The sequence below is a fragment of the Trichococcus flocculiformis genome (assembly GCF_963662535.1).
GTDB lineage: Bacteria > Bacillota > Bacilli > Lactobacillales > Aerococcaceae > Trichococcus > Trichococcus flocculiformis.
This window is the reverse complement of the sequence record NZ_OY759718.1, coordinates 902,314-929,153: the sequence shown is the minus strand read 5'-3', so window position 1 is coordinate 929,153 and position 26,840 is coordinate 902,314. Positions and strand designations below refer to the sequence as shown.

Genomic DNA, 26,840 nt, shown 5'->3' with positions numbered 1-26,840 from the left:
TCATAGGAGGTCTCTTTTTTGAAACAAAAATTAACTGAACAGTTGCAGACGCGATTCGGATTTTTCCTTTTCGCCGTCGTCCTTTTCTGGCTGAAGACCTATTTCGCTTATCACACAGCGTTCTCTTTAGGCGTAGACGGTTGGTTTCAGCAGCTGATTCTTTTTATCAACCCAATTGCCACGACTTTATTGATTCTCGGGATTTCGCTTTTTGTTAAGAGCCCTAAAAAAGGCTACAGAAGCTTGATTGCTCTGTATGTACTGAATTCGATCCTGTTGTTCGCGAACATCATCTACTACCGCGAATTTACGGACTTCCTGACAATCAAAACCATCTTCGGTTCAGCCAACGCAACCAAAAACTTAGGTTCCGGAGTCATCGCCATGATGCAGCCGCTGGATCTGTTCTATTGGATCGATGCTTTTGTCCTCATCTATGTCTATAAGAAATTCGTTAGCAAAAATCGCGACGAACGTATCTTCAAGAAAAGATGGGCGTTTGCGACAGTTGCTGCCTCGATCGCTCTCTTCGCCGCTAACTTAGGCCTTGCTGAAATAAGCCGACCGCAATTGCTGACAAGAACTTTTGATCGCAACTACATCGTCAAATACTTGGGTATCAATGTCTTCACCCTCTATGATGGCATCAAGACTGCTCAAGCCAACCAAGTGCGCGCAAGTGCGGACAGCTCAGATATGGCTGCCGTTCTTGATTACTTAGGTACACATTATGCCGAACCCAACGAAGCAAACTTCGGGCAAGCAGAAGGCAAAAACGTCGTCTACATCCATCTGGAAAGTATGCAGCAGTTCCTGATCGATCTGTCATTGACTGATGAAACAGGCATGACGGCTGAAGTGACACCATTCCTGAACAGCTTGTATCACAGCAGTGATTCTTACAGTTACAGCAACATTTTCCATCAGACGGGCCAAGGAAAAACAAGTGATGCCGAACTGATGCTGGACAATTCACTGTTCGGATTGCCGCAAGGTTCGGCCTTTACACAAATCGGTGCGGACAACACCTTCCAATCAGCACCGGCCATCTTGGGCGAAACCTTTGGCTACACATCAGCTGTTTTCCACGGGAATGTCGGTTCTTTCTGGGATCGCGATAATGTTTATAAATCTTTCGACTATGATTATTTCTTTGATGCCGGCAGCAGTTACACACTGACGGATGAGAACTCAGTCGAGTACGGCTTGAAAGATAAATTGTTCTTCCAAGAATCGGCGCAATACCTCGAGCAATTACCGCAGCCTTTCTATGCAAAGTTCATAACCGTTTCGAATCACTTCCCGTTCCCTGAAGACGAGATGAATAACACCTTCACACTGGATACCGGTGACGAAACGATTGACGGTTATTTCAATACTGCTCATTATGCCGATGAAGCCTTGGCTGAATTTTTCCAATATATGAAGGACGCAGGCCTTTATGATAATACGCTTTTCGTATTGTACGGCGACCACTTCGGTATTTCCAGTTCCCGCAACAAAACGTTGGCGCCGCTCATCGGAGCCAATCCGGATTTGTGGGGTGCCTATGACGATGCCATGATGCAGCGTGTTCCTTTCATCATCCATAATCCTGGTTCCGGTACCGGGCAAATCAGTGATGTTTATGGTGGCCAGATCGATATCTTGCCTACCGTGATGCATCTTCTGGGTGTCGACACTTCAGCCTATGTCCAACTTGGACAGGATCTGATGTCAGCGCAAAATGAGGGGATCGTTGTTTTCCGTAATGGCAGCATCGTGACGAGCGAATATACCATCTTAGGAAATACCGTTTATCATACCCAAACAGGCACGCTTGCTTATCAGACAGAAGAAGTAGTCGAAAAAGTTGCTCAGATCCGGGCGCAAGCTGAACTGCAGTTGGCCATCTCCGATCAGATCATCAACGGTGATTTGTTGCGCTTCTACACACCGGATGGATTCGTTCCGGTTGATAAAAGCCTGCACGGCTATGTGGATTCCCCTTCAAGATTGGAAGAGGACATCGCAGAATTGGGTGACCTGAACACTTCCTTGTACTATACGAACAACGGCGTTTCAACCGTGCCGCTTTATCAGACGGACGCTCCTGAGTTCCCGGCCAACCAAGCCATTGCTGAAGAAAATGCAATGCAAGAACAACCCGCTGCTGAGGAAGTCCCAGCAGAAGGACAGACAGAAACAGTTGAATAACCAAAATAGCTGCCGGAATTTAAAAATTCCGGCAGCTATTTTTTTAACTATTTTTTTCGATTGCTGCTTTCGTCGGTAATGTAATCGTGAAAATTGTTCCCTCGCCCGGATTGCTCTCCACATCAATGGTTCCCTTATGGTTCATCACTAATGATTGGACCACCGCCAAACCGATTCCTGATTCGCCAAATTTCGTGTTCTTTCTGGAAACATCCACTTTGTAGAACCTTTCCCAGATGCTCGTGATATCCTTCTTCTCGATGCCGATGCCCGTGTCTTTGACCTGAATGATTTGCTGATCGCCATCCGGGAAAGACGACAGGGTGATGGTTCCGTTTTTCGTGAACTGGATAGCGTTCTGGGTGAGGTTCACCATGATCTGGATAAAGCGATCATAGTCCGCGTAAATCCGGTCCGCTGCATCCACCTGAACGATGATCAGATCGTCCTTCGCCTGCGCTTTTGTCCGCATCTGCTCCGCAACATTCTCCAATGCTTCTTTAGCCGAAAATTCCTGTTTCACTAAAATAATCTGGTTGGAGCGGATCTTTTCATAATCAAGATTCTCATTAACCAAACGAATCAGCCGCTTGGTTTCTTTCTGCATCAGTTGCATACTCCGGTCCCGACTGCCTTCGGGGATCATATGATGCTGAATTCCCTCGAGAATGCCGTTGATTGTCGTGAGCGGCGTACGCATTTCATGGGCAACATCCATCATAAACTGGCGCCGCAAATTCTCTTGGCGTTCGACTTCCTCATTGGAGGCTTTCAAAGACCTTGCCATTTGGTTGAAATCCTCCGACAGCTCATCAAACTCATCTTTGTGATGATTCTCCAGTGAGATATCGAAATTGCCTGAAGCGATCTCATGGGTGGCCCTGCGCATGCGTTTAATGCGCCTTGTCAGATAGTTGGCGATGCCGAGACTCAATACAATCGCGATGCCCCCGGAAGTCAGCACAGCCACAAGCAGGTTGTGTTCAATCTCATTGATTTCGTCCTCGATGCCTTTTACCGGCGAACCGACTGCTATGAAGCCTGTGAATTCATTCGTAGTTGCATTGAACAGAGGAAGATAGACCGTCAAGAAGCGCTTCTTTTCGTTCAGGAAGCCACGATCCCGTTCAGTCAACGAAATCCGGTCGCCTTCCGATAGCCTCTCAAAATCCTCCGCGCTGATTCCGCTCGTATACAGATCCGTTGCTTGCGGATAAACCATGCGGTCTTCGGCATCGAAGATGGCGAACGAGACATCCTGGTTGGAAACCAAGGTAGATCCATTTTCCAATTGTTGGATCGTCATGTTCTGATCGATGATCGATTCGGCATAGCCGTAAAGCTGTGCCTCTTTTTCGTCGTAGATATTACTGGTGACGTATTGGATGATCAGGATGCCTGTCGTACTCACGGTTATCAGAATCAGAGCAAAAAAGGCCAGGATTTGTTGATAGACATACTTCATTTATCCTCTACTCCACTATCATCGAATTTGTAGCCGACTCCCCAAACCGTCTGGATCACTTGCGGTCCGACCGCTTCTATTTTTTGCCGTAATTTCTTGATGTGGGCATCGATTGTGCGCTCATCCCCGTAGTAAGGGTCTTCCCAGATCCGGGTCAAAAGGTGCTCTCTCGAAAATACTTGTTTCGGGTGTTCGGCCAAAAGCGCGAACAGTTCAAATTCTTTCGGCGTCAAGCTTTCGATTTGTTTCCCGTCAAGGTAGGCTTCGCGCGTGATCGTGCTGATTTTGACATGATCAGTGAGTACATCGAAATCATCAGTGGCCTGCGCTTGCGCGTGATCGACCTTAGCGCGACGGTGCATCGCTTTGATGCGGGCTATCAACGTCAACGGACTGAACGGCTTCGTAACATATTCATCCGCCCCGATTTCCAGGCCGATAACCTGATCACTTTCAGAATCGCGCGCTGTCAGCATGATGATCGGTACGAACTGGGAAATTTTCCTTACTTCGCGACAGACCTGCATCCCATCCATGCTCGGCAGGTTCAGATCGAGGATAATCATGTCCCATTTTCTGTCTGCTGCCGCGAACGTCTCCAGACCTTCTTTTCCATCATGCTTGAATACAGCTTGCCAGCCCTCATTCTCAAAAAACATCGCCATCATTTCGCAGACGGCTTCATTGTCTTCTATCATCAAAATTTCCATAGCGATTCCCCTTTTCATTTCCTCCATTATATCTTTTTTTCCCATAAGCGGCATCATTTCCAGTCTACGATACTACATACGTTTGAAGTTTCTGTGAAATAATTGGGAAATCGCCGGTTCCAATTAAGAAAAGCTGAACGGGTTCGTTCAGCCCTGAAAGAAATTTAGGAAATCTGTCCGACTGAGCATCGAAGAGCGCAATAGGACAGATTTATCTAATTTCCGAAGGGCTAAGCCGTGAAGCTGGACATCATTTTAGATGCATGAAACATGTTGCAATCTTGTGAAACACCTACGGTGATGCACTTCTGAGTTGAAAAAATTTATAAATTCCTATATGCCAAAAAAAGCCCCAGAATCCGGGGCTTTTGGGCGGGAGCATCAGACTGCTTCCTGTTCTCTTTTCGCTTCAACAAAATACAATTCTTCTACGACCAATTCGATGACATAGACGTGCTGCTCCTGCTTGTTGACATAGGAACGCGAAACCAAATGGCCGTTGACACCGATCTGATTGCCCTTAGCACAATACTGTTCGACCAGATTGGCGGTTGCTCCCCAAAACACGACAGGTATAAAGTCCGCTTGCGGTTGACCCTCATCCGCTTTCCTGAGACGCTGCACCGCCAGTGTGTTGTTGCAAACTTGCCTTTCCCCATTCACCTGTTGCACTTGGATGGGCCGCACCAAACGCCCGATCAATGATACTTGATTCATCCTTCCATTCCTCCTTCAGCTTGACTTACTGTTTGTAATATCCGCCAAAAATGAGGTGTGCATTTTAATAAAAAAAATAAACCCAAAGACTTTTTTGTCTCCGAGTTTATTTTTTTATCAGCGGATGGTTTTTCTCATCCGCAACGAATCTGCAAAATCATTGATTTTTCGTAAACGGTGATTGATGCCGGACTTTGATATGGCTCCACTTGGGATCATTTCGCCCAGCTCTTTAAGGCTGATGTCGGGATTCTCCAAACGGATGACTGCGATTTCCTTCAGCTTATCCGGTAATTTCTCCAGACCTACTATTGCTTCGATGAATTCGATGTTGGCTACTTGCTTTGCTGCCGCATCGATTGTTTTGTTCATATTGGCGTTCTCGCAATTCACCAAACGATTGACAGAATTACGCATATCGCGGATAATCCGGACGTCCTCGAATTTCATCATCGCGTTATGGGCACCGATCAATGCCAGAAAATCAGCAATCTTCTCGGCTTCCTTCAGATACGTGATGAAACCGTTGCGCCGCTCGATCGTCCGCGCATTCAGGTCGAAGTGATTCATCATGTCGCAGATGTCCTGATTATGGTCCTCATAATTGGAATAGATTTCCAGATGGTAACGGCTCGTTTCCGGGCTGTTCACCGATCCCCCGGCCATAAAAGCTCCGCGTAGGTAGGAGCGCTCCTTCTGGTTATTGTTCATGATATCTTCGGAAACCTGCGTCTTGAACGACAGTCCATCGAAAATATTCAGATCACTCAGCAGTTCCCGGACGCCTTGTTTCAGGCGCACAATATAGACGTTGTTTTTCTTCAGTTTCATTTTCCGACGGACCAGCAATTCGCTTTCGAATGAATAGTGGTCCTTCAAGAGTACATACATCCGTCTTGCGATTGCCGCATTTTCCGTCTGGACATTCAGGACGAAAGCCTGATTATAGATGCTGACCGAACCGCTCATCCGGATCAATGCGGTCAACTCGGCTTTCGCATGCTCGCGGTGCACTTCCAATGTCGTCAATTCTTTTTTTACTTCAGATGCAAAAGACATATACGCCTCCTTTCCGACAGCTTCTTTCGATCAGAAAAAAGGTCAACAGATAGTTTTGATATTGGAAATGAGATTGATCAGTTCCGAAACGACTTTTTTGCCGTCGTGGTATACGCCGCCGTTCTTCATATCCAGGAAATCGGCAGAAATGACCCGGCAGTTTTCTTCGCGCAATCCTTTGAAATCATGGCGGACCTGCAGCAAATATTCTTCGTCAGCTTGCTGATTCAGGTATTCATCCGGAACTTTTTCAGTGTTCACCAGGACGGTGTCAATGAATTTCGCTTTCAGATGATCATGCAATACCTTGATATGCTCAGCATCAGTGAAGCCCTCTGTTTCGCCCAATTGCGTCATGATGTTACAGATATAGACTTTCTCGGCTTTGGTATCGATGACCGCTTGGCCGAGGTCATGGATCATCAGGTTAGGCAAAATGCTCGTGTACAGACTTCCCGGTCCGATAACGACCATATCAGCCTCCAGGATACTGTTGATGACGTGACGGGAAGCGACAGCCTCCCTTGTTTCATCCAAAGGTTTGACATACACGCGCTCGATCTTTTTACGGCCTTTTGCGATTTTCGATTCACCCTTGACGACAGTGCCGTCCTTGAACTCTGCATAGAGTGAGAGCGGCTCGTCAGCTGCGGCATAGATTTTGCCTTTAACGCCCATCATAACGGACAGCAACCGAATGGCATCGAAAATGCTCCCTTTCATTTCAGTCAGGGCCACGATGATGAGGTTGCCGATGGCGTGCCCGGAAAAGAAGGAATCCTTCGAATGGAAACGGTACTGGAAAATATCCTTTTCCAGTTTTGGCATATCGGAAAGCGCGATCATACAGTTGCGGATATCCCCGGGAGGCACAATGTTGACATGGTCGCGGATGATGCCGCTGCTGCCGCCGTCATCCGCGACTGTGACAATAGCCGTGATGTCTGTATTGTGATTCTTCAGTTCTTCCAGAATGACCGGCAGGCCCGTTCCGCCGCCGATTACGACGATTTTCTTCGTTCTGCTCGGATTTTGACTCATGACCGATTCACCGTCTCTTTGCGTTTATTACGATCGCGGTGGGTTGTATTCACTTGATACCCCGCGCTTTCTAATTGAAGGCTGGTTCTTTCTGCTAAAGCAACCGAGCGGTGTTGCCCGCCTGTACAACCAATGGCGATATTCACACTGGTCTTGCCTTCTTTCTTATAACCAGGAATGATGTATTCCAATAAATCAAGAAATTTCTTGTAAAATATTTCCGTCTCCGGTTGCTTCATGACATAATCATAGACTGGCTTATCAAGCCCAGTCAGTGGACGTAATTCATCTACGTAATGCGGGTTGGGCAAAAAGCGCACATCCATTACGATATCAGCATCAATCGGCAAACCATACTTGAAACCAAAAGATACGACTTCTATATGGAAAACGTCATTATCGTCCACTTTGAAAGTGTCGAGAAGGCGTTCCCTTAATTGACGGGGTGTTGTCTCGCTTGTATCGATGACCAACTGTGAGCGATTGCGGATGTCCTCAAGCAATTCTCTCTCTTTACGGATTCCTTCCAGTACGGTTCCGCCTGATTGGGTCAGGGGATGACTTCTTCTTGTTTCTTTGTATCGGGAAACAAGCACGTCATCTTTCGAATCGAGGAAGATGACCTTAGTCGTTATGAAAGTAGTGTTGTCCAAGCTGTCCACAGCAGACATGATTTCATCAAAGAATGCCCGGGAGCGCAGATCGATCACTAAGCAGATTCTGCTTATTTTACCCGATTCTTTTACAAGTTCCCAAAATTTCGGTAACAAACTTGGGGGCATATTGTCTATACAGAAATAGCCTAAATCTTCAAATGTCTGCAGGGCGACCGTTTTTCCGGCGCCGCTCATCCCCGTTATGACTACCAATTCGAGAGTGTCTGCCATGATAATTCCTCCAGTCAAAAAAATAGATATATCTATTATAACATACCGGGTGTATCATTTGTCTGTTTCTGAATATTTTAGTGATTCTTAAGTTTTGTTCGGTTATCTGAACGCAAATCATCACGCTCTTTCTTAAACGCGTTCTGATTCGCAGGGGATTCCGCCTAATCTGGCTAACCTTCATGGGCGAAAACAAACCCATTACGGCTAGCCCGCTTAGTGCTCACCCCCTAACCGCGAATCATCACGCTCTCTTGGGTTTGTGTTTGAAGTGGCGGGCGGCGGCTACTGCGTTTTGCCAGCCAGCATAGAGGTCTTCGCGTTTTTCAGTCGCCATTTGTGGGTGGAACTCGCAGTCAGGCTGCCAATTTTGGATAATGTCATCGGTGTCCTTCCAGAATCCTACTGCCAAACCAGCGAGGTATGCGGCTCCCAGTGCCGTTGTCTCCAATACTTTGGATCTGGTCAAGGTTGTATTCAGCAGATCGCTTTGGAATTGCATCAGAAAGTTGTTGTGCGCTGCCCCTCCATCAACACGCATATTCGTGATGACTAGTCCGGAATCCTTCTGCATCGTGTCCACAACATCCTTCGTCTGATAAGCCAGCGATTCGAGTGTCGCACGGATCAGATGCGCCTTTGAAGTCCCTCTGGTCAATCCGAAGAAAGCGCCGCGCACATCTTGGTCCCAGTAGGGGGCACCTAATCCAACAAAAGCAGGAACCATGTAGACATTATCGTTCGATTCAAGCAGTTCGGCGTACTCTTCCGATTCCGCCGCTGATCGGATCAGCTCAGCTTCATCGCGTAACCATTGCAAAGCAGAACCGGCCACAAAAATGCTGCCTTCAAGAGCATAGTTTATTTCGCCGTTCAACCCATAAGCGATCGTCGTAAGCAAGCCATTTTCCGATTTCACCGGTGTAAGGCCGGTGTTCATGACGATAAACGCCCCCGTACCGTAAGTATTTTTCACCATTCCCTGTTCAAAACCGGTCTGTCCAAAGAGAGCAGCCTGCTGATCGCCGGCTATTCCGCCAATCGGGATACGCGATCCGTAAAAATCGTTTTCCTCCGTATAGCCGTATACTTCTGATGAAGAGCGGACTTCAGGCAATAGCGTTCTCGGAATAGCCAGTAAATCCAGGATTTCCTCGTCCCATTTCAGATCATAAATATTGAACAGCATCGTCCGGCTGGCATTGGAAACATCCGTCACGTGCACTTTTTTCCCGGTCAGTTTCCAGACAATCCAGGTATCAATGGTGCCGAGGAGCAATTCTCCTTTTTCGGCCCGCTCTCGAGCACTCGGAATATGGTCCAGCAACCATTTTATTTTTGTGGCTGAAAAATAAGAGTCAATGATCAGACCCGTTTTCGAATGGATGAAATCGTTATGGCCTTCCTGCTTCAGTTTATCGGCGATCTCCGAAGTTTGGCGGGATTGCCAAACGATTGCATGGTGGATCGGCATTCCGGTAACGCGGTCCCACACAACCGTCGTCTCGCGCTGATTCGTTACACCTATTGCCGCAATCTCCTCCGGACGAATAGCTCCTCTGATCAAGGCATCCGCTATGACCGACTGGACACTGATCCAAATTTCATTCGCGTCATGTTCCACCCAACCCGGTTCAGGATAATATTGCATCAATTCTCTTTGCGAAGAGGAGATGATTGTGCCTTTCTTATCCCAGATGATTGCACGTGTGCTGGTTGTTCCCTGATCTATAGACATGATGTATTTTTTTTCCACTTGAAATCCTCTTTCCTGCCTTAAAATTTGTTGTTGTACGCAAACGAGAAAACGTTCTCATTTATTCACATCTCTGCGCATTTGCTCTCGCTATTATCCTAGCATTCTTTTTTATGATTCCCAATAATTTTTATTCGTTCCCAGCATGATGCCGGATTATCTCTAACCTTATATTTACTGTCACGTTTGTCAATTTAGAGATATTCAGAATGTGCGAATTTAAAAATATAAAAATTTGTCGCAAATATACCGTCATCGCAACGATGGGAACGCTTCCGAAAATGCGTTTTTTTCACAAGATTTCAACCTTATCATTTGCAAAAAGGCTTTGTTGCGCGTTAAGGTAGAGTAAGACACTTGTGAACCTAAAAATACTAAGAGGTGAAACCATGATAGAATTTAAAAATCTTACTAAACGATTCCCAGGCGGGAAAATTGCTGTGGATTCTCTGAACCTGACATTCAATGACGGAGAGTTCATTGTATTCATCGGGACGAGCGGCAGCGGCAAAACAACCTCTATGCGGATGATCAACCGCATGATCGAACCAACCTCCGGTGAAATTTTGATCAACGGAAAAAACAGCAAGGACATGAACGCGGTGGAACTGAGACGCCAAATCGGCTACGTCATCCAGCAGATCGGCCTGATGCCCCACATGACCATCTTCGATAACATCGTTATGGTTCCAAAACTATTGAAATGGCCTGTCGAAAAACAAAGGAAAATTGCAGAAGAGCTGATTCAAAAAGTCGACCTTCCTTTGGAGTTTCTCGAACGCTACCCATCCGAACTGTCTGGCGGGCAACAACAGCGTATCGGTGTTATCCGGGCTTTGGCAGCTGACCAGGACATCATTTTGATGGATGAACCTTTCGGAGCTTTGGATCCGATCACTCGCGATTCCCTGCAGGAAACCCTCAAAGAACTGCAACGTGAATTGGGAAAAACGGTTATCTTCGTCACGCATGATATGGATGAAGCTTTGAAACTGGCAGACCGGATCGTCATCATGCAGGACGGAAAAGTCGTTCAATTCGACACACCCGATAATATCCTGATGGATCCGGCGAACGCATTCGTCGAAAACTTTATAGGTGAAGAACGTCTGAGCCAAGCGCGCACGAATTTCCGCACTGTTGAGCAGATCATGATCCGCGGCCCAGTTTCGGTTTCGTCAGACCAAAATCTGTCTGAAGCCATCAAATTGATGCGCACCCGTCGTGTCGATAGTTTGTTCGTGACCGATGTGGATGATATCTTGTTGGGCATGTTGAGTGTCGAAGCGATCGATACCAACCGACGCCGTCCAGTCACTGCCGGCGAGGTCATGAGTGAGGTTTCCTTTGTTCGTGAAGGCACACTCGTCCGGGATGCTTTACAACGGATCCTGAAATTGGGTTACAAAAATATTCCTGTGGTCAATGAAAATAATCAGCTTATCGGCTTGATCACCCGCACATCCATTGTGGATATGGTCTATGACACAATTTGGGGAGACATAGAGCCCGAAATGCCGGCGGAAGAAGTAATCGAGACAACCGCGGACATCGAAACGGTTGAGGGGTGATGATATGGACTTTTTGAAAGCGAATGGTTCCGAGTTGCTCTTTAAAACAGGAGAACATTTCTACATCTCAGCGATGGCGCTGGTGCTTGGCGTTCTGATTGCTGTTCCTTTAGGCATCGCCTTGACACGTTTCAAACGCTATTCCGGTTTTATCATCAGTTTTGTTTCGATTCTACAAACTGTCCCTTCTCTGGCTTTGCTTGCCTTGATGATTCCCTTGTTCGGAATCGGAAAGCTTCCCGCGATTGTAGCCTTGTTCATCTATTCACTCTTGCCGATTCTGAGAAATACGTTCATCGGCATCTCAAATGTGAACAGCACGATCGTTGACTCCGCAAAAGGGATGGGTATGACCGATAATCAGATTATTCTGCAGGTGAAATTGCCGCTTGCTGCCCCGGTCATCATGTCCGGGATCCGGTTGGCGGGAGTGTACGTCATCGCTTGGGCGACTCTTGCTTCGTATATCGGAGCCGGTGGTTTAGGGGATTACATTTTCAACGGATTGAATGTATACGATCAGGAAATGATCATTTGGGGAACCCTGCCGGTAACCTTGTTGGCTTTATTGGTTGACTTCCTCCTCGGTAAGCTTGAACGATTCGTTTCTCCACAGACAACATCTGCAAAAGGAGGAAACTGATGATGAAGAAATATATGAAAAAATGGTTGCTTTTCCCGCTGACAGTACTGTTATTGGCGGCTTGCTCTCTGCCTGGTCTGGGTGCCTCCGTAAACAATGACGGCATCGTCATCACCGGTGGGACAACGACAGAAATGCAAATATTGAGTTATATGGTCAGAGGGATGGTCGAACACTATCTGCCGGATGCTTCCGTGGATATGGTCAACAACCTCGGTTCATCGACTTTGAATCACCAAGCTATGATCGGCGGCGATGCAAATGTTTCGGCCGCTCGCTATACAGGGACTTCTCTGACCGGTGAGTTGGCCATGGATCCTATCACCGATCCCACATTGGCTTTCGAATCTGTTGTGAAGGGCTTCGATGATAAATTCAATCAGGTTTGGTTCCCTTCCTACGGGTTTGCCAACACATATGCCTTCTTGGTAACACGTGAATTTGCCGAAGAAAACAATCTGAAGACTGTCAGCGACCTCGCGGCATTGGCACCCAATCTGCGGGCTGGAGTGGACAACTCCTGGATGGAGCGGGAAGGCGACGGGTATGAAGCCTTCAAAGAAACATATGGTTTTGACTTCCAGCGTGTCTATCCCATGCAAGTCGGTCTTGTCTATGATGCCCTGCAGGCGGACGAAATGGATATCGTTTTAGGCTACTCCACTGACGGCCGGATCGCAAGCTATGACCTGGTCGTTCTCGAAGACGATCTGCAACTGTTCCCGCCATACGACGCCAGTCCGGTTGCCACTAAAGAGATTCTTGAGGCTTACCCCGAACTGGAGGCCATCCTTCTGAAACTTGAGGATACGCTGACGGATGAGCTGATGCAGGCAATGAACTATGAAGTCGACAACGATTTGGTGGAAGCCCAAACCGTCGCGCAAACTTTCTTGGAAGAGAACAACTATTTCGAAGATAAAGAAGTCACACCCCTAAAGGAGCGAAAATGATGAACTTAAGTGAAATGAACACACTTCAGCAATTGCTCTACTATTATAGAGAGAACGCCGGCTATGTATTCGAACAATTCACCCGTCATTTTCTGATTTCCATTTACGGTGTGCTGTTCGCGGCGATTGTGGCGATCCCCCTCGGTTTTTGGATTGCGCGCCACAAGAAGTTGGCGGATTGGATCATCGGCGCCGCCAATGTCATCCAGACAATCCCTTCGTTGGCGCTGTTGTCCATTTTGATGCTCGGACTAGGACTCGGATCGGACACCGTCATTGCGACCGTCTTCCTGTATTCGTTGCTGCCGATCATCAAAAACACCTACACGGGTGTCCGGAATGTCGATGCCGCCTTGTTGGATACGGGCAAAGGCATGGGCATGACGCGGATGCAATTGACCTATCTGGTCGAATTACCTTTATCCCTTTCCGTCATCATGGCCGGATTGCGTAATGCTTTGGTCGTTGCGATCGGTATCACTGCCATCGGTACCTTCATCGGTGCCGGCGGATTAGGGGATATCATTTCCCGCGGCGTCAATGCGACGAACGGGACAGCCATCATCCTCGCCGGTGCTATTCCGACCGCTTTGATGGCCGTTCTGGCCGACTGGTTGTTGGGTCTGATGGAAAAACGTCTGGATCCCTCCAGCAAAGTAAAACGTAAGCACTGAATTCGAAGGACAAGACTGTTCCATGAAAAGTGGAACATCTTGTCCTTTGATTTTTGGATATTCCGTTTAGATTCCCGATTGGATAATTTCTTTTAATGATTTTCCATTTGTGATAGAATAGATTGGACTCTAGACGGACAGAAATTCTGATCTAGCAAGAGATACTTAAGGAGTGGTATAAATGTGTGGTTTTGTTGGATATATCCATGGATCGACTGCATGGAACCATCAGACTGTGATTGAAGGTATGATGAACAGAATCGTCCACCGCGGACCAGACAGTGGCGGCATGTATTCTGATGACAAAGTAACGTTAGGCTTCCGCCGCTTGAGCATCATCGATCTTTCCGATAACGGAAAACAACCGATGTACAGTGCCGACGGAAATTTGGTATTGGTGTTCAACGGTGAAATCTTCAACTTCCAGGAGTTGCGCGAAGATCTGAAGCAAAAAGGACATATCTTCCATTCCAAGACGGACAGTGAAGTTTTGATTTACGGCTATAAAGAATACGGTTATGACTTCGTGAAACAACTGCGCGGCATGTTCGCGTTCGCGATCTGGGACAAAGTGAACGACACGATGTTCATCGCCCGTGACGGCTTCGGCATCAAACCCTTGTACTACACGACGAACACAACCGACGGCAGCCTGCTTTTCGGTTCTGAAATCAAGTCATTTTTGGCTCACCCTGCTTTCATCAAAGAAGTGAACAAAGATGCTTTGCGCCCTTATTTGACGCTGCAATACTCTTCGATGGGCGAAACCTTCTTCAAAGGCGTCCACAAATTGAAACCGGCGCATTATATGGTGCTGAAAGGCAACGATATCCATACGGTCGAATATTGGGACAAAAAATTCCATGCCGAAAATGGCACTTTGGAGAGCTATGTGGAAGAAGTCAAAGCGACAATGGCAGATTCCGTCCGTGCCCACAAAATCAGTGATGTGAAGACAGGCGCCTTCCTTTCCGGCGGTGTCGATTCCAGCTTGGTCACAGCCTTGATGAAACCGGAAAAATCTTTTTCGGTCGGCTTCTCGGAATATGAAAAAATGTTCAACGAAACCAACCAAGCTGCTGATCTTTCCGACATCCTCGGCATCGAGAATGTCCGCAAGTACATCTCGCCTGAGGAAGCTTTTCATGCCCTGCCTACCATCCAATACCATATGGATGAACCGCAATCGAATCCGTCTTCCGTTCCGTTGTATTTCTTGGCTGAATTGGCGAAGAAAGATGTGACGGTCGTACTTTCGGGTGAAGGCGCTGATGAAATTTTCGGCGGCTACTCTTGGTATGAGCCATCCAAGAAAATGGAGACCTATGAAAAAGTACCTTACAGCCTAAGAAAAGGCATCGGCAAATTGGCACATAAATTGCCGAAAAATACGCTGACGACCTTCCTGGTCAAAGGCGGTCAAAAAGTGGAAGAACGCTTCATCGGCCAGGCCATCGTCTGGGACGAAGAAGAAGCTGTGGATATCCTGAAGCCGGCCTACAAAAACGGTCCGGATATCCGTTCGATAACCAAACCGATCTACGACGAAGTCAAAGGTCAGGATGATGTGACGAAGATGCAGTATCTCGATCTGAACCTTTGGATGCCTGGGGATATCCTGTTGAAAGCCGACAAGATGAGCATGGCCCACTCGTTGGAGCTGCGCGTACCTTTCCTGGATAAAGAAGTCATGGAATTGGCGAAACGCATCCCATCCGATTATCGTGTCAACGAAATCGATACAAAATACGTGCTCCGTAGAGCCGCTGCCGATGTCCTGCCTGAAGAATGGGCGAAACGTCCGAAGTTGGGCTTCCCGACTCCGATCCGTCACTGGCTGCGCGAAGAAGAATTCTACAACGAAGTCAGAAAAGCTTTCGCTTCCGACTATGCAGCAGAATTTTTCGACACCGATAAGCTTGTACAGATTCTCGACGACAACTATACGAAAAAATTGGATTATGGCCGCCAAATCTGGACAGCCTATATCTTCCTCGTCTGGTACAAACGTTTCTTCATTGATGAAACACCTCTGTCTTCGGAAGCTTTCGTAGCTTAAGATTACATAAATCAGAAACAGGAGCCTCCTAGCGCGGAGGCTCCTGTTTTTGTGCGCCTGTTTCTGCGCGGCCAGCTGACCGGAGGAGCGCGTCCGAAATGCTGCCTAGCTCCGGTGAGCGGTCTTTAGCCGGAGAACGCCACCGACAATCAGCCTGAACTCCCGCGAACCACCCCTAACCGGAGTACGCATACTGTCTGTGGGCCGAACTCCGGCGAAGCCTCCGTTCGCCAGAGGAGAACAGACCACTGATTGCTGCTTCAATTCATCCGGGAAATCCCCTTCTGTTTTTGGTCAGCGAATCATCCTGTCGGTGATGGGTTATGCTTTCTTATCTTTGCGTGCAAATGGTATCATTAAGGTATAAAAATTGGAAAGAAGGTTTTTCTATGGCCAGAGTTTTAGTTGTGCGCGCGCATCCGTTCGACAGCAGTGTATCCCGCTCCATGAAAGTTTTGGATGCTTTTCTGGAGGAATACAAAGCTTTGAATCCTTATGATCGCATCAAAGACATGAATCTTTATGAAGTCGCCATCCCTGAGATCGATCGGGATCTTTTGACAGCCTGGAAGGAATTATCGAAAGGCGTGCTTTTTGATCAGTTGACTTCCCGTCAGCAAGAAAAAGTGACGCTGTTCAATCACTATACCGATGATTTTGTTTCCATGGATAAGATCATCATCGCCAATCCATTATGGAACATGCATGTTCCCAGTCGCCTGAAGACATGGATCGACACTATCACAGTTGCTGGTCAGACATTCCGTTACACGGAATCCGGAGCAGTCGGAATGGTCCCGGACAAGAAATTGTTGCATATCCAAGCGAATGGCGGCATTTTCGACGGAAGCGATCCTGCCAGCCAGTACATCAAGAGCATTTTCCATTTTCTGGGGGTCGAGGAGATTTCACAACTATTCGTTGAAGGTATGGACACATATCCGGATCGTGCCGATGAAATCGTTGCGGATGCGATCGAAAAAGCCAAACAACTGGCCAAAACATTCTGATGAACAATCCACAGCAAAAAGGAAGTCCGTAATCTTCGGACTTCCTTTTTTTAGTTTATTTCGGATTATTCAGCGGTCAAAGTACGGATGCTTGTTTCAAAAGCAGCGACTTTTTCATCGACTGCGGCTTGGCTTTCCGCTTTGGCACCGATATAGAATTTGATTTTTGGTTCTGTTCCGCTTGGGCGGATGGCGATCCAGCTGCCGTCCTCCAGGAAATATTTCAGCACATTCGAGCTCGGCATATCGATGCTTTCAGTGGAGCCGTCAGAGAATGTCTTTGTAGAGTTGCCGAAGTCTTCCGTGATCGATACGGCGATGCCTGCGAAATCCGCTGGTGCTTCCGTACGGAATTGGGCCATCAGCGCTTTGATTTTTTCTGCTCCGGTGATGCCGGACATCGTAACGGAAATCGTCTGTTCTTTATAATAGCCATGTGTTTCGAAAATTTCGACCAAGCCATCGTACAGCGTTTGACCTTTTTTCTTGTAGTACGCAGCTACTTCGGCAATCAACACGAGGGCCTGGATGGCGTCTTTATCGCGAACGAAAGGTTTTGCAAGATAGCCGTAGCTTTCCTCGAAGCCGAACAAGAATTCTTTACTGTGATCTTCTTCGTATTGCTTGATTTTTTCTGCGATGAATTTGAAACCGGTCAGTACATCCACCATGTCCGCTCCATAAGATTTGGCGATTGCTGTCGGCAACTCGCTCGATACGATCGATTTCAGGGCTGTACCGTTGGCTGGCAATGTACCAGCCGCTTTTTTCGCGCGCAACAAATAATCCAGCATCAATGAAGCAATCTGGTTACCTGTCAGAACAACGTACTCGCCTTTTGCTTTGCGGACGGCCGCGCCCAAGCGGTCAGCATCCGGATCGGTCGCAACCAAAATATCCGCATCCAATTCCGTTCCAAGTTTGATGGCATACTCAAATGCGCCAGCTTCTTCCGGATTCGGTGATTTCACGGTTGAGAAATTTGGATCGGCCACTGCCTGTTCCGGCACGAGATAGATGCCTTCAAACCCGGCATTCTTCAAAGCACGTTCACCCAGCATCTGCCCGGTTCCATGCAGCGGCGTGAAGACCAATTTCATTTCTTTGCTCATTTCATGGACAAGGGCAGGATCGACGGTCACTGTTTTGACAAGGTCAAGGTAAGTTGCATCGACCTCTTCCCCAAGCATTTTGATCAAGCCCGCTGCTTTCAGCTCTGCTTCATCGCCCACTTGGATGGTCAGTGGATTTTCAATTGCTCTCACATAATCAGTCAAAGCGTCCGCATCGGCAGGTGGCATCTGGCCGCCGTCGTCTCCATAGACTTTATAACCGTTGTAATCAGCCGGGTTGTGGCTCGCTGTGATCATGATCCCCGTTAGCGCATTCAAATGTCTTACCGCAAAGGATAATTCAGGTGTGGGGCGTAAGCTTTCAAAAACGAAAGCCGGAATGCCGTGTGCACCCAATGTTTTCGCAGCCTCCATCGCAAACTCCGGAGATTGGTGTCTGGAATCGTAAGCGATCGCGACGCCGCGTTTTTTCGCTTCTTCACCTTTTGCCTCCATCAAACGAGCCAAGCCTTCGGTCGCTTGGCGGACTGTGTAGATGTTCATCCGATTGATCCCGACTCCCAGGATGCCGCGCATTCCGGCAGTTCCGAATTCCAGCGGAGCAAAAAAAGCATCTTTCAGTGCTTCTTCATTTCCCTCCAAAGATTTTAATTCTTCTTTTAATGTAGGTTCTAATAAGGCAAAATCATTCCATTGCTCGATGGTTTCTTGATAAGACATTTTCATCATCCTTCCCATATTAGTTTAATCATATTATAACATTATTTGCATGCCAATTGAGCGAAAAGATTGAATCTACAAAAAAATTCACGCTCTGATTTCAGAACGTGAACTTTCGGGGTACTAATGAACTGGACAATAAAATTGTTGTTGTGTGGACAATATTTTCAGTCCACCGTCTCAGCAGCCGCTTCGGCGGCTGCCAAGCGGTCATGCAAGTCTTCTATGTAAGCAAATGCGCGGTTTCCGGCTTCTCCGCCATCACCGACAGCAGTCGTAATTTGACGCAGAAGTTTTTGACGCACATCCCCGATGGCAAAGATGCCCGGTATCGCCGTTTCCATGTGCTCATTCGTGATGATCCAGCCCTCTTCATCCGTGATCCCTAAATCAAGGAAAGCATCCGATTGCGGCAGGATACCAACATAGATGAAGACACCGTCAACAGCTTCTTCCGTGATTTCATTGGTATTTTTGTTGCGGATCACCACGCCAGTGACCTTTTGTCCGTCGCCCTTGATTTCTTCCACAATGGCATTCCAAGTGAAGGAAACTTTCTCATTTTTGAAGGCACGATCCTGGATGACTTTTTGAGCCCGCAACTCATCCCGTCTGTGCACGATGTTGACATCCGCGAATTGCGTCAAATAAGTCCCTTCCTCCACGGCAGAATCTCCGCCGCCGACCACGGCTAGTTTTTTGCCTTTAAAGAAAGCTCCATCACAGACGGCACAATAGGAAACGCCGCGGCCGTTGTACTGCTCCTCACCGGGAACACCCAATTTTCGGTGGTAGGACCCGGTCGCAATGATGACGGCACGTGTCTTATAGGTTTTTTTGCCTGCTTCAACGATACGGTAATCGCCGTCGACAACAATTCGTTTTACATCGCCATAAACATGCTCCGCCCCGAATTGCATTGTGCTTTCATACATCCGTTCAGCCAACTCAGGGCCTAAAATCGAATTGAAACCAGGGTAATTCTCAACTTCAGCTGTATTGTTCATCTCCCCACCGGGAATGCCACGCTCCAGCAATAACGTCTTCAAATTTGATCGGGATGCGTACAGTGCTGCGGTCATTCCGCCTGGTCCGGCTCCGATGACGATGACGTCATAAATTGTTTCAGTCTGTTCCATATTTTTTGTATCTCCTTCTTGTGTCAAGTCTGTTCCGGTCAGGTGCCGGAATCTGGTTCTAATATAGTTTACTCTGACTTGATTGTTTGTGCCACAATTCTGCTCATGGCTCCAAAGTCAGCGAGAAGAAGCCGAGCCATTGATCGCAGAACGATTGATGGCTCGGCTTCTATTGTTTATCACTCAATATTCGGCTGGATTCGGATTACCAAAACGGCTATTTGCCTTCATCCTCGGCAGTCAGTTTTTCACCAAGCTCCACCAGATAATTTTTCAATTTATCTTTTATTTCCGGATGGGTGAGGCCATAGGAAATGCTTGTCGTCAGGAAACCGAATTTGTCTCCAACGTCAAAACGCTTGCCGTCGAAGCGTTTTGCGAAGACGCGCTGCGTTTGGTTCAAAGTATCGATTGCGTCGGTCAATTGGATTTCTCCGCCGGCACCTGGATTTTGATTCTCCAGAATTTCGAAAATTTCCGGAGTCAATAAGTACCGGCCGATGATAGCCAAATTGCTCGGTGCGTCTTCCGGCTTCGGTTTTTCGACGAATCTGCGGACGTTGAACAGGCCTGGTTCCAGTTCCTGATCCGGATCGATGATGCCGTATTTGGATGTTTCTTCATGCGGCACTTCCATCACGGCGATATTGGAAGCATGCGTGCGCTCGTAAGCATCCATCAACTGCTTGGTCAACGGCACTTCATCCTCCATGAGATCATCACCCAGCATGACGACAAATGGTTCATCTCCGACAAAAGCTTTCGCCTGCAGAACCGCATGACCCAGCCCCAATGGATAAGACTGGCGGACGAAATGGATGCGCAACCCGGTCGTTTCCTGAACCAATTCCAACAATTCATTTTTGCCTTTTTCACGCAGATTCGCTTCCAATTCAATATTTGAATCAAAATGGTCTTCAATCGGACGTTTGCTTTTTCCGGTTACGATCAGGATATCTTCGATCCCTGATGCGATTGCTTCTTCGACGATGAATTGAATGGTCGGCTTATCGACGATCGGCAACATTTCTTTTGCCATCGCTTTCGTTGCCGGTAAAAAACGCGTTCCGAATCCCGCAGCAGGAATCACTGCTTTTCTGACTTTCTTCATATTGATTGGCTCCCCTTTTCCACATTTTGAGAAGATTGCTCCGCTTTGCCTTCGCGCAGCATCAATTCCTCGATTGCTTTTTTGACATCGACTTTCTCGTACAACACTTTATAGATGGCTTCTGTGATCGGCATTTCGATGCCTTTTTCCTGCGCCAACTCATAAGCGGCCTTTGTTGTTGCTACACCTTCAACGACCATCCCCATATTGTTCAGCACCTCATCCAGATCCTGGCCTTTTCCGATCAGATCCCCTGCTCGCCAGTTCCGCGAATGGCGGCTGGTGCCGGTCACGATCAGGTCGCCCACGCCACTCAAACCGAAGAATGTCATAGGATCTGCACCGAAAGCGATCCCCAGACGACTGATTTCCGCTAATCCGCGTGTCATCAAAGCCGCCTTCGCATTATCGCCGTAACCCAATCCATGAAGCGCCCCAGCACCTACGGCAATGATGTTCTTCAAAGCAGCACCCAATTCAACTCCGATGACATCCGTGTTCCGGTAGACCCTGAAATAAGGATTCATGAACAGTTTTTGCACATAAGCTGCATCCTCTTCGTCCTGGGATGCGGCAGTGATCGTTGTGATGTCTTTTTTTGCGACTTCTTCCGCATGGCTTGGTCCGGAAAGGACAACCAAGCTATCGTATTTCTCTGTCGGAATCTCTTCTTGGATGATGACGGAAATCCGTTTATGGGTATCCTGTTCCAATCCTTTGCTGGCATGTATCAGGTGCGGCCTTGTTTGGCCGTCCAATAATGATGCGACTTCTTTCGCAACTACACGGATTGCTTTTGTCGGCAGAACGAACAAAAGCGCATCCGCGTCACCTATAGCAGCTTTCAGATCGGTGTACGCTACAATCGATTCACTCAGCTTTGCACCGGGTAAGTAATGCTCATTCGTATGCTGCTCATTGATTTCTTTGATTTGTTGTGGGTCATTCCCCCAAAGACGGACTTCATGTCCATTTTCATCCAATACCATCGATAAGGCTGTTCCCCAAGAACCAGCCCCTAGTACAGCAACTTTTTGTCTCATTTTGATCTCTTCCCCTCCATTAAACTCTCACGCCGGAAAGAATGTACTCTTCCAACTCATGTGGGTTTTTGACTATTTTTGTTGGTTGATAGGGTTGGATAAAGGCAGTCGTTTTTTCGGACCAGCCCACAAAAATACTTGTGATTCCCGCATTATTGCCTGCGACTATATCGTGGTGATTGTCCCCGACCATCGCGCTGGTCTCTCTTTTTGCTTCCAAACGTTCCATAGCCAGAAAGAGCGACTCCGGATCAGGTTTGGGTTGTGAAAAATCGCCTGACCCAATGATCGTATCAAAATAATCCGTGATGCCTAAAATGGATATGCCTCTTTTCAGCACATCGGTACGTTTTGTCGAAACGACGCCTAAGCGCAAGCCTTCTTGTTTGAGATTTCCAAGCATTTCTTTGATACCAGGAAAAAGTCCGATCATTTCATCATGCTTCTCCAGCATCACTTCCCGGTAACGTGCGACCAACTCATCTTTTCTGTCCTGATCAAGACGCCCATATATTTCCTCTAGACTGGGACCGTTGAACTGAGCCATTTCCTTCATTTTGAACCGGCCCGGGAAATTTTCCTCCATGACAACAAAGTGGCTTTCACTGATAAGTCGGTTCGTATCAGCGATAGTGCCATCAAAATCAAATAATATTGTTTTAAATTCCATTCGTCTATTATACTCTCTTTCTACTGATATCCGTGTAGTAGGGATCAGGCGGATAATTATTTCGGCGTCTGTAAGCCCAGTACACCATTGCTCCGAGGAACAGAAGGATGGACAGCGCCTGCGAAACGCGGATAGGCCCGAAAAGGTACAGGCTGTCTGTACGCATCCCTTCGATGAAGAAGCGTCCGAACGAGTACCACATGACATAAGTGAACATTACTTCACCGACACGCAACAGTTGTTCTTTTCTGCGCAGGAACAGAATCAGCACAAAACCGGCCAACGACCAGAGCGACTCGTACAAGAAGGTCGGGTGGTAATAAATCCCATTGATGTTCATTTGTTCAATAATGAATTCAGGCAGGAACAAATTCTCCAAAAAGACGCGGCTGACTTCCTCACCATGGGCTTCCTGGTTCATGAAATTCCCCCATCTGCCGATGGATTGTGCAATCAGAACTGCGGGTGCCAAAATATCCATCGTCAATGCAAAGGAAATTCCTTTTCGTTTTGTGTACCAATAGATCGTCAAAATACCGGCGATCAACGCACCGTAAATGGCGATGCCACCATTCCAGACTTGAATGATTTCGCCTGGGTTCTGCAAATAATAATCCAATTCAAACAATACATAGTAAATGCGGGCGCCGATGATTCCTATCGGTATCGTCCAGAACATCATGTCGACGATAAAGTCCGGATCCAGTCCTTTTTTCTCGGCCTCTTTCGTAGCCAATGCCATGGCAACAAGTATCCCTGCCGCTATGATGACACCATACCAACGGATCTCCAAACCGCCGAACGACAAGGCGACGGGGTTTAATGCGGCTATCAAATTAGTCATGTTAATCTCCTTTGTTCAAGCTATTCGCCTTTTTGGGTATTCTCTTTAATCAAAGCTTCCAGATTTCTTTCGAAAGTCTCAGCGGCATTATAGCCCATCGTTTTCGCACGGAAATTCATGGCAGCCACTTCGATGATGATAGCAAGATTTCGCCCTGTCTTTACCGGAATTGTGATTTTAGGGATGCCGACATCCAAAATGTTCACGATTTCCTCGGTACTGCCCAGACGTTCAAATTTCTTGTCTTTGCTCCAAAGTTCCAGGTTAACAATAAGATTGACTTCATTAGCCTGTTTGACCGCGCCGGCCCCGAACAGCGTCATCACATCAATAATTCCGATTCCGCGGATTTCGATCAGATGGCGAAGAATGCCTGGTGCCTCACCTATCAGCGTATTTTCGTCATGCTGATACAGATCAACACGATCATCAGCGACCAACCGGTGTCCTTTTTGGATCAATTCCAAAGCCGTCTCCGACTTCCCGACGCCGCTATCCCCTGTAATCATGACCCCCATTCCAAATACATCCACGAAAACCCCGTGCATCGAAACGCGTTCAGCCAATTTGCCCTCAAGGAAATTGGTGATGTTGCTGGAAACTCTTGTCGTTCTGGATTGCGCCGAAAGAATCGGTATACCAGCTTCTTGAGCGGCTTTCGTCAATTCTGAGGGCGCAGGCAATCTGCGTCCGATAACGAAGCAAGGTGTTTCTTTGCTGCAGAGGCGTCTCATAACGATCAGGCGCTCTTCTGCAGTCATCCGCTCGATAAATGTCAGTTCCGTTTTCCCCAACAATTGGATACGGGCCGACGGGTAAAAATTAAAGAAACCGGTCAACTCGACGCCGGGTCTGGAGATTTCGCTGGTTGTGATTTTATTTCCCAAGAACTCTTCTCCGCTCAGCACAACATAACCTGAAGAATCCACTAATTCCTTTACAGTGACTGTATTCGCCATTCTTATCCCTCACTCTATCATTTAATTTCCTGACCTCGATCAGGCAGGATTTTCTCTTTTTCATCTCTCCTCAAACAATAATTGAATCGCTTGTGGTTTATTGTATTCCTATCCATCATAACATTTTATCCATGCATACGAAAGAACAAAAGGCAGCTGAAACAATCGTTTCAGCTGCCTTCATTTAGGTTATTTGATACTGACTGCTATTGTTGAACCCAATTTACTAATGCGCATCGTCCCTGCTCAGGAACATATGCACGATCGACATGATCAAAGCCACCAGAAACGCTGTACCGTAGCTTGTGAAGTGGAATCCCGGTCCCACCAACCAAGACGTCAGATACAGCATGAATCCATTGATCACGAAGCTGAACAAACCGAAAGTAAGGAGCGTAATCGGGAACGAGAGGATCAAAAACACTGGTTTGATCAGAAAATTGACGATACCCAAGACAATGCTGGCCCAGAACGCTGTCCAAAGGCTATGCACATAGAAGGAAGGTGCCATGAAATAAGCTAAGGCGATGAACACTAGCGAGTTCACCGCTGCTTTTTTCCAGAATCCCATCAGAAATCACTCCAGTCGTCCTCTTCTTGTTTATCCACTGGTTTTGCTTCTTTTACTGGTCTTGAAGCGTCAGAACTGCGGCGGGAAGATGATGATCCATATGTTCCCCCGAATGATTGTCCGCTGCCGCTTTGGCCCGGTTCAGGCATCAGGATCGCCATCAGGATGTACAGCAATACGGGCGATCCGACTCCCGCAAAGACGGCAATCAGAAAGATCACACGCACAATCGTCGAATCGATGCCGAAGTATTCGGCAATACCTCCCAGAACACCGCTGACTTGTCTGTCTGTAGCAGATTTGGTTAATTTTTTCATGTTCGTTCTCTCCTTATTTGTGCCATTTATTATCGCTATTTTTAGTTATTTTTTAAAAATATGTTTCCTGTTGTTGTCTTTAATTCTACCATAACCGGAGATTCTTCGTCCATTCGTCTGAATTCCAGATACTTGTTTGTGTGTTCATTTTTTTGGCGGAGGATTTCGATATTCTCCATCCGGTTCATGATTTTCCCCAACGAACTGCTTGCTTTCACTTCTGCGCTTTTGGCAGCAGGCAAAGACAGCTTGACAGAACCGTTGACGGAACTAGCTTGGATCTGTTTGGCGTTTGTTCCTGGATAGGACAGTTTCACATCCCCATTCACCACGGAAACAGTTGCACTGACGACATCGCTTTTGATCGTCAGACTGCCGTTGATTGTTTTCGCCAACACATCAACAATCGTACTTTCCGAAACGTCCAGATTCCCGTTGACTCCATCCGTCTCCAGCATGATGGCCTTGAGACCTGAAATAACCATATTGCCGTTCGTGGATTTGATGTAAAAATCTTTTCCTTCAATGTTTTTCAAGGTCGCATTCCCGTTCAACATCTTAATTGCGACGTAATCGTATTCGCGTTTCGGCAAGGAGACGACGATATCGCATTTCACCCGTTTGTTCGGAACGCGGAAAGTGAGTTTATCCTCATCCATCACAATCGTACTTCGGGCGTCGAAAGCTTCCTTCGCTGTCGCTTCTTCCGTTTTTCCGTAAATCTTCACATCTGCAGCGACCGAAATGGTTTCGTTATCCCAACTCTGCAACGTCACATTCCCGTTTGCCAATTGAAAATCAAGGATTGTCGCGGTATTCTGATCGAATATGAATTCATGCTGGAATTTACTTGTGATCAAGCCTGGGATCTTGATGTTGAAATCAGTGTCTTTCCAATCGACATTCTCTGCGACCGTCTGGACCGTATCGACCAAAAATTTGCTTAGTTGGGTGCCTGCTTTAGTGAGACGTTCCGCGAAATTGGTGGCTGTGTCTTTCCATTCCTCTTTATTGCCCAGTTTCTCACCAAAAGATTTCACGCTATTTTCCACATGCTCCTTCTTGAGGCTGCGCATTTTTTGTTCCATCTCGCTTTTTTCGGCTTCCAGCGCGGCAACTTGTCCGCGAAGAGCCTCCAGTTCTTCATCCAAACGCATCAACGTAATTTCTTGTTCGCCAGTCAAATCGCCCAATTCATCTGCTGTGGCCAGTTCCTGCCTTTTTTCGGATTTGTCGTTGATTTGTTTTTGCAATGACTGGAGTGCTTCGCCTTTCGCATCGATCTGAGAGGAGAAATAAGAAATTTCGCTGGCCAGCTCATCCAAAATCTTTTCCAAATTTCTGCGGTCTTCCCGTTCCTTATCGGAAACTGGAGCCGTTTGCTCTGAGGATTCTGATGAAGTATCGGGTACATCTGTGAAATCTTGCTGCTGATTGAACTTCACTGCATCTTTTCCTTCGCGCTTCGCTAAGTTCTCTAAAAGTACCAAGGCTTCTTCTGTAGTGATGATGCCTTCTCTTACCAACGCCAAAATTCGGTCTCTTTCATTCATGGTAGTTCCTCCTTGATGATTATCCATTTATCTATTCGCTGACAGGGGACTCAATTTGCCTATTTCTGGATATCTATTGCTTATGTCCTTATTATGCCC

At 47.1% G+C, this 26,840-nt stretch carries 24 protein-coding genes; 7 read left to right on the top strand and 17 right to left on the bottom strand.

Annotated elements, in window-relative coordinates; genetic code table 11:
* The first annotated feature begins 18 nt into the window (after window positions 1-18).
* Window positions 19-2,196 (top strand): LTA synthase family protein, encoded by a 2,178-nt coding sequence (locus ACKPCD_RS04700; RefSeq protein ID WP_321434135.1) that lies wholly within the window; start codon window positions 19-21, stop codon window positions 2,194-2,196.
* Between the two features lie 43 nt (window positions 2,197-2,239).
* Here ACKPCD_RS04700 and ACKPCD_RS04695 read toward each other — a convergent pair whose 3' ends face one another.
* The 7 genes from ACKPCD_RS04695 to glpK all read right to left on the bottom strand — a co-directional run bounded on the left by ACKPCD_RS04695 (window position 2,240) and on the right by glpK (window position 9,831).
* Window positions 2,240-3,661 carry an ATP-binding protein gene (locus ACKPCD_RS04695; protein ID WP_068560911.1) on the bottom strand — a complete coding sequence of 474 codons (1,422 nt, stop codon included), beginning with the start codon at window positions 3,659-3,661 and terminating at the stop codon, window positions 2,240-2,242.
* Window positions 3,658-4,371, bottom strand: a complete 714-nt coding sequence (locus ACKPCD_RS04690; RefSeq protein ID WP_086989326.1) for a response regulator transcription factor — start codon at window positions 4,369-4,371, stop codon at window positions 3,658-3,660. Before ACKPCD_RS04690 ends, ACKPCD_RS04695 begins: the two co-directional genes overlap by 4 nt.
* 381 nt (window positions 4,372-4,752) lie before the next feature.
* On the bottom strand, window positions 4,753-5,088 hold the full coding sequence (locus ACKPCD_RS04685) for a single-stranded DNA-binding protein (protein ID WP_068560913.1): 336 nt from the start codon (window positions 5,086-5,088) through the stop codon (window positions 4,753-4,755).
* A 117-nt stretch (window positions 5,089-5,205) separates the two neighbouring features.
* Complete coding sequence (gene whiA, locus ACKPCD_RS04680) at window positions 5,206-6,147, bottom strand: DNA-binding protein WhiA (protein ID WP_321434134.1); 942 nt, start codon at window positions 6,145-6,147, stop codon at window positions 5,206-5,208.
* 42 nt (window positions 6,148-6,189) lie between these two features.
* Window positions 6,190-7,188 carry a gluconeogenesis morphogenetic factor MgfK gene (locus tag ACKPCD_RS04675; protein ID WP_288926507.1) on the bottom strand — a complete coding sequence of 333 codons (999 nt, stop codon included), beginning with the start codon at window positions 7,186-7,188 and terminating at the stop codon, window positions 6,190-6,192.
* Window positions 7,185-8,075, bottom strand: a complete 891-nt coding sequence (gene rapZ, locus ACKPCD_RS04670; RefSeq protein ID WP_068560919.1) for an RNase adapter RapZ — start codon at window positions 8,073-8,075, stop codon at window positions 7,185-7,187. The genes ACKPCD_RS04675 and rapZ overlap by 4 nt, the downstream gene beginning before the upstream one ends.
* Window positions 8,076-8,319: 244 nt before the next feature.
* Window positions 8,320-9,831 carry a glycerol kinase GlpK gene (gene glpK / locus ACKPCD_RS04665; protein ID WP_321434133.1) on the bottom strand — a complete coding sequence of 504 codons (1,512 nt, stop codon included), beginning with the start codon at window positions 9,829-9,831 and terminating at the stop codon, window positions 8,320-8,322.
* A gap of 389 nt (window positions 9,832-10,220) precedes the next feature.
* Here glpK and ACKPCD_RS04660 point away from each other — a divergent pair, with 389 nt between their 5' ends.
* The 6 genes from ACKPCD_RS04660 to ACKPCD_RS04635 all read left to right on the top strand — a co-directional run bounded on the left by ACKPCD_RS04660 (window position 10,221) and on the right by ACKPCD_RS04635 (window position 16,741).
* The gene (locus ACKPCD_RS04660) at window positions 10,221-11,402 is read left to right on the top strand and encodes a betaine/proline/choline family ABC transporter ATP-binding protein (RefSeq protein WP_321434132.1); all 1,182 of its coding nucleotides are present in this window, start codon (window positions 10,221-10,223) and stop codon (window positions 11,400-11,402) included.
* A gap of 4 nt (window positions 11,403-11,406) precedes the next feature.
* Complete coding sequence (locus ACKPCD_RS04655) at window positions 11,407-12,045, top strand: ABC transporter permease (protein ID WP_068560924.1); 639 nt, start codon at window positions 11,407-11,409, stop codon at window positions 12,043-12,045.
* Between the two features lie 2 nt (window positions 12,046-12,047).
* On the top strand, window positions 12,048-12,998 hold the full coding sequence (locus ACKPCD_RS04650) for an osmoprotectant ABC transporter substrate-binding protein (protein WP_321434537.1): 951 nt from the start codon (window positions 12,048-12,050) through the stop codon (window positions 12,996-12,998).
* Complete coding sequence (locus ACKPCD_RS04645) at window positions 12,995-13,672, top strand: ABC transporter permease (protein WP_321434131.1); 678 nt, start codon at window positions 12,995-12,997, stop codon at window positions 13,670-13,672. The genes ACKPCD_RS04650 and ACKPCD_RS04645 overlap by 4 nt, the downstream gene beginning before the upstream one ends.
* A 181-nt stretch (window positions 13,673-13,853) precedes the next feature.
* Entirely contained in the window at window positions 13,854-15,731 is a 1,878-nt protein-coding gene (asnB, locus tag ACKPCD_RS04640; protein WP_086988676.1) for an asparagine synthase (glutamine-hydrolyzing), read from the top strand.
* 389 nt (window positions 15,732-16,120) lie between these two features.
* The gene (locus ACKPCD_RS04635; RefSeq protein ID WP_068560934.1) at window positions 16,121-16,741 is read left to right on the top strand and encodes an NAD(P)H-dependent oxidoreductase; all 621 of its coding nucleotides are present in this window, start codon (window positions 16,121-16,123) and stop codon (window positions 16,739-16,741) included.
* 65 nt (window positions 16,742-16,806) lie between these two features.
* Here ACKPCD_RS04635 and ACKPCD_RS04630 read toward each other — a convergent pair whose 3' ends face one another.
* From ACKPCD_RS04630 to liaX, 10 genes are all read right to left on the bottom strand, one after another.
* Window positions 16,807-18,534: a phospho-sugar mutase gene (locus ACKPCD_RS04630; protein WP_276641480.1), complete on the bottom strand. Its 1,728-nt coding sequence runs from the start codon at window positions 18,532-18,534 to the stop codon at window positions 16,807-16,809.
* Window positions 18,535-18,701: 167 nt separating this feature from the next.
* Window positions 18,702-19,673: a thioredoxin-disulfide reductase gene (trxB, locus tag ACKPCD_RS04625; RefSeq protein WP_321434130.1), complete on the bottom strand. Its 972-nt coding sequence runs from the start codon at window positions 19,671-19,673 to the stop codon at window positions 18,702-18,704.
* A gap of 217 nt (window positions 19,674-19,890) precedes the next feature.
* Entirely contained in the window at window positions 19,891-20,784 is an 894-nt protein-coding gene (galU, locus tag ACKPCD_RS04620) for a UTP--glucose-1-phosphate uridylyltransferase GalU (protein WP_321434129.1), read from the bottom strand.
* Window positions 20,781-21,827 (bottom strand): NAD(P)H-dependent glycerol-3-phosphate dehydrogenase, encoded by a 1,047-nt coding sequence (locus ACKPCD_RS04615; RefSeq protein WP_086988680.1) that lies wholly within the window; start codon window positions 21,825-21,827, stop codon window positions 20,781-20,783. The genes galU and ACKPCD_RS04615 overlap by 4 nt, the downstream gene beginning before the upstream one ends.
* Window positions 21,828-21,846: 19 nt before the next feature.
* Complete coding sequence (locus tag ACKPCD_RS04610; protein WP_276641482.1) at window positions 21,847-22,497, bottom strand: HAD-IA family hydrolase; 651 nt, start codon at window positions 22,495-22,497, stop codon at window positions 21,847-21,849.
* Window positions 22,498-22,504: 7 nt separating this feature from the next.
* Entirely contained in the window at window positions 22,505-23,341 is an 837-nt protein-coding gene (gene lgt, locus ACKPCD_RS04605) for a prolipoprotein diacylglyceryl transferase (protein ID WP_086988682.1), read from the bottom strand.
* Between the two features lie 20 nt (window positions 23,342-23,361).
* Window positions 23,362-24,300, bottom strand: a complete 939-nt coding sequence (gene hprK / locus ACKPCD_RS04600) for an HPr(Ser) kinase/phosphatase (RefSeq protein ID WP_068560949.1) — start codon at window positions 24,298-24,300, stop codon at window positions 23,362-23,364.
* 226 nt (window positions 24,301-24,526) lie between these two features.
* Window positions 24,527-24,871 carry a phage holin family protein gene (locus tag ACKPCD_RS04595; protein WP_068560951.1) on the bottom strand — a complete coding sequence of 115 codons (345 nt, stop codon included), beginning with the start codon at window positions 24,869-24,871 and terminating at the stop codon, window positions 24,527-24,529.
* Window positions 24,871-25,188, bottom strand: a complete 318-nt coding sequence (locus ACKPCD_RS04590) for a PspC domain-containing protein (protein ID WP_068560953.1) — start codon at window positions 25,186-25,188, stop codon at window positions 24,871-24,873. Before ACKPCD_RS04590 ends, ACKPCD_RS04595 begins: the two co-directional genes overlap by 1 nt.
* A 41-nt stretch (window positions 25,189-25,229) precedes the next feature.
* Window positions 25,230-26,741: a daptomycin-sensing surface protein LiaX gene (liaX, locus tag ACKPCD_RS04585; protein WP_288926948.1), complete on the bottom strand. Its 1,512-nt coding sequence runs from the start codon at window positions 26,739-26,741 to the stop codon at window positions 25,230-25,232.
* Window positions 26,742-26,840 lie beyond the last annotated feature (99 nt).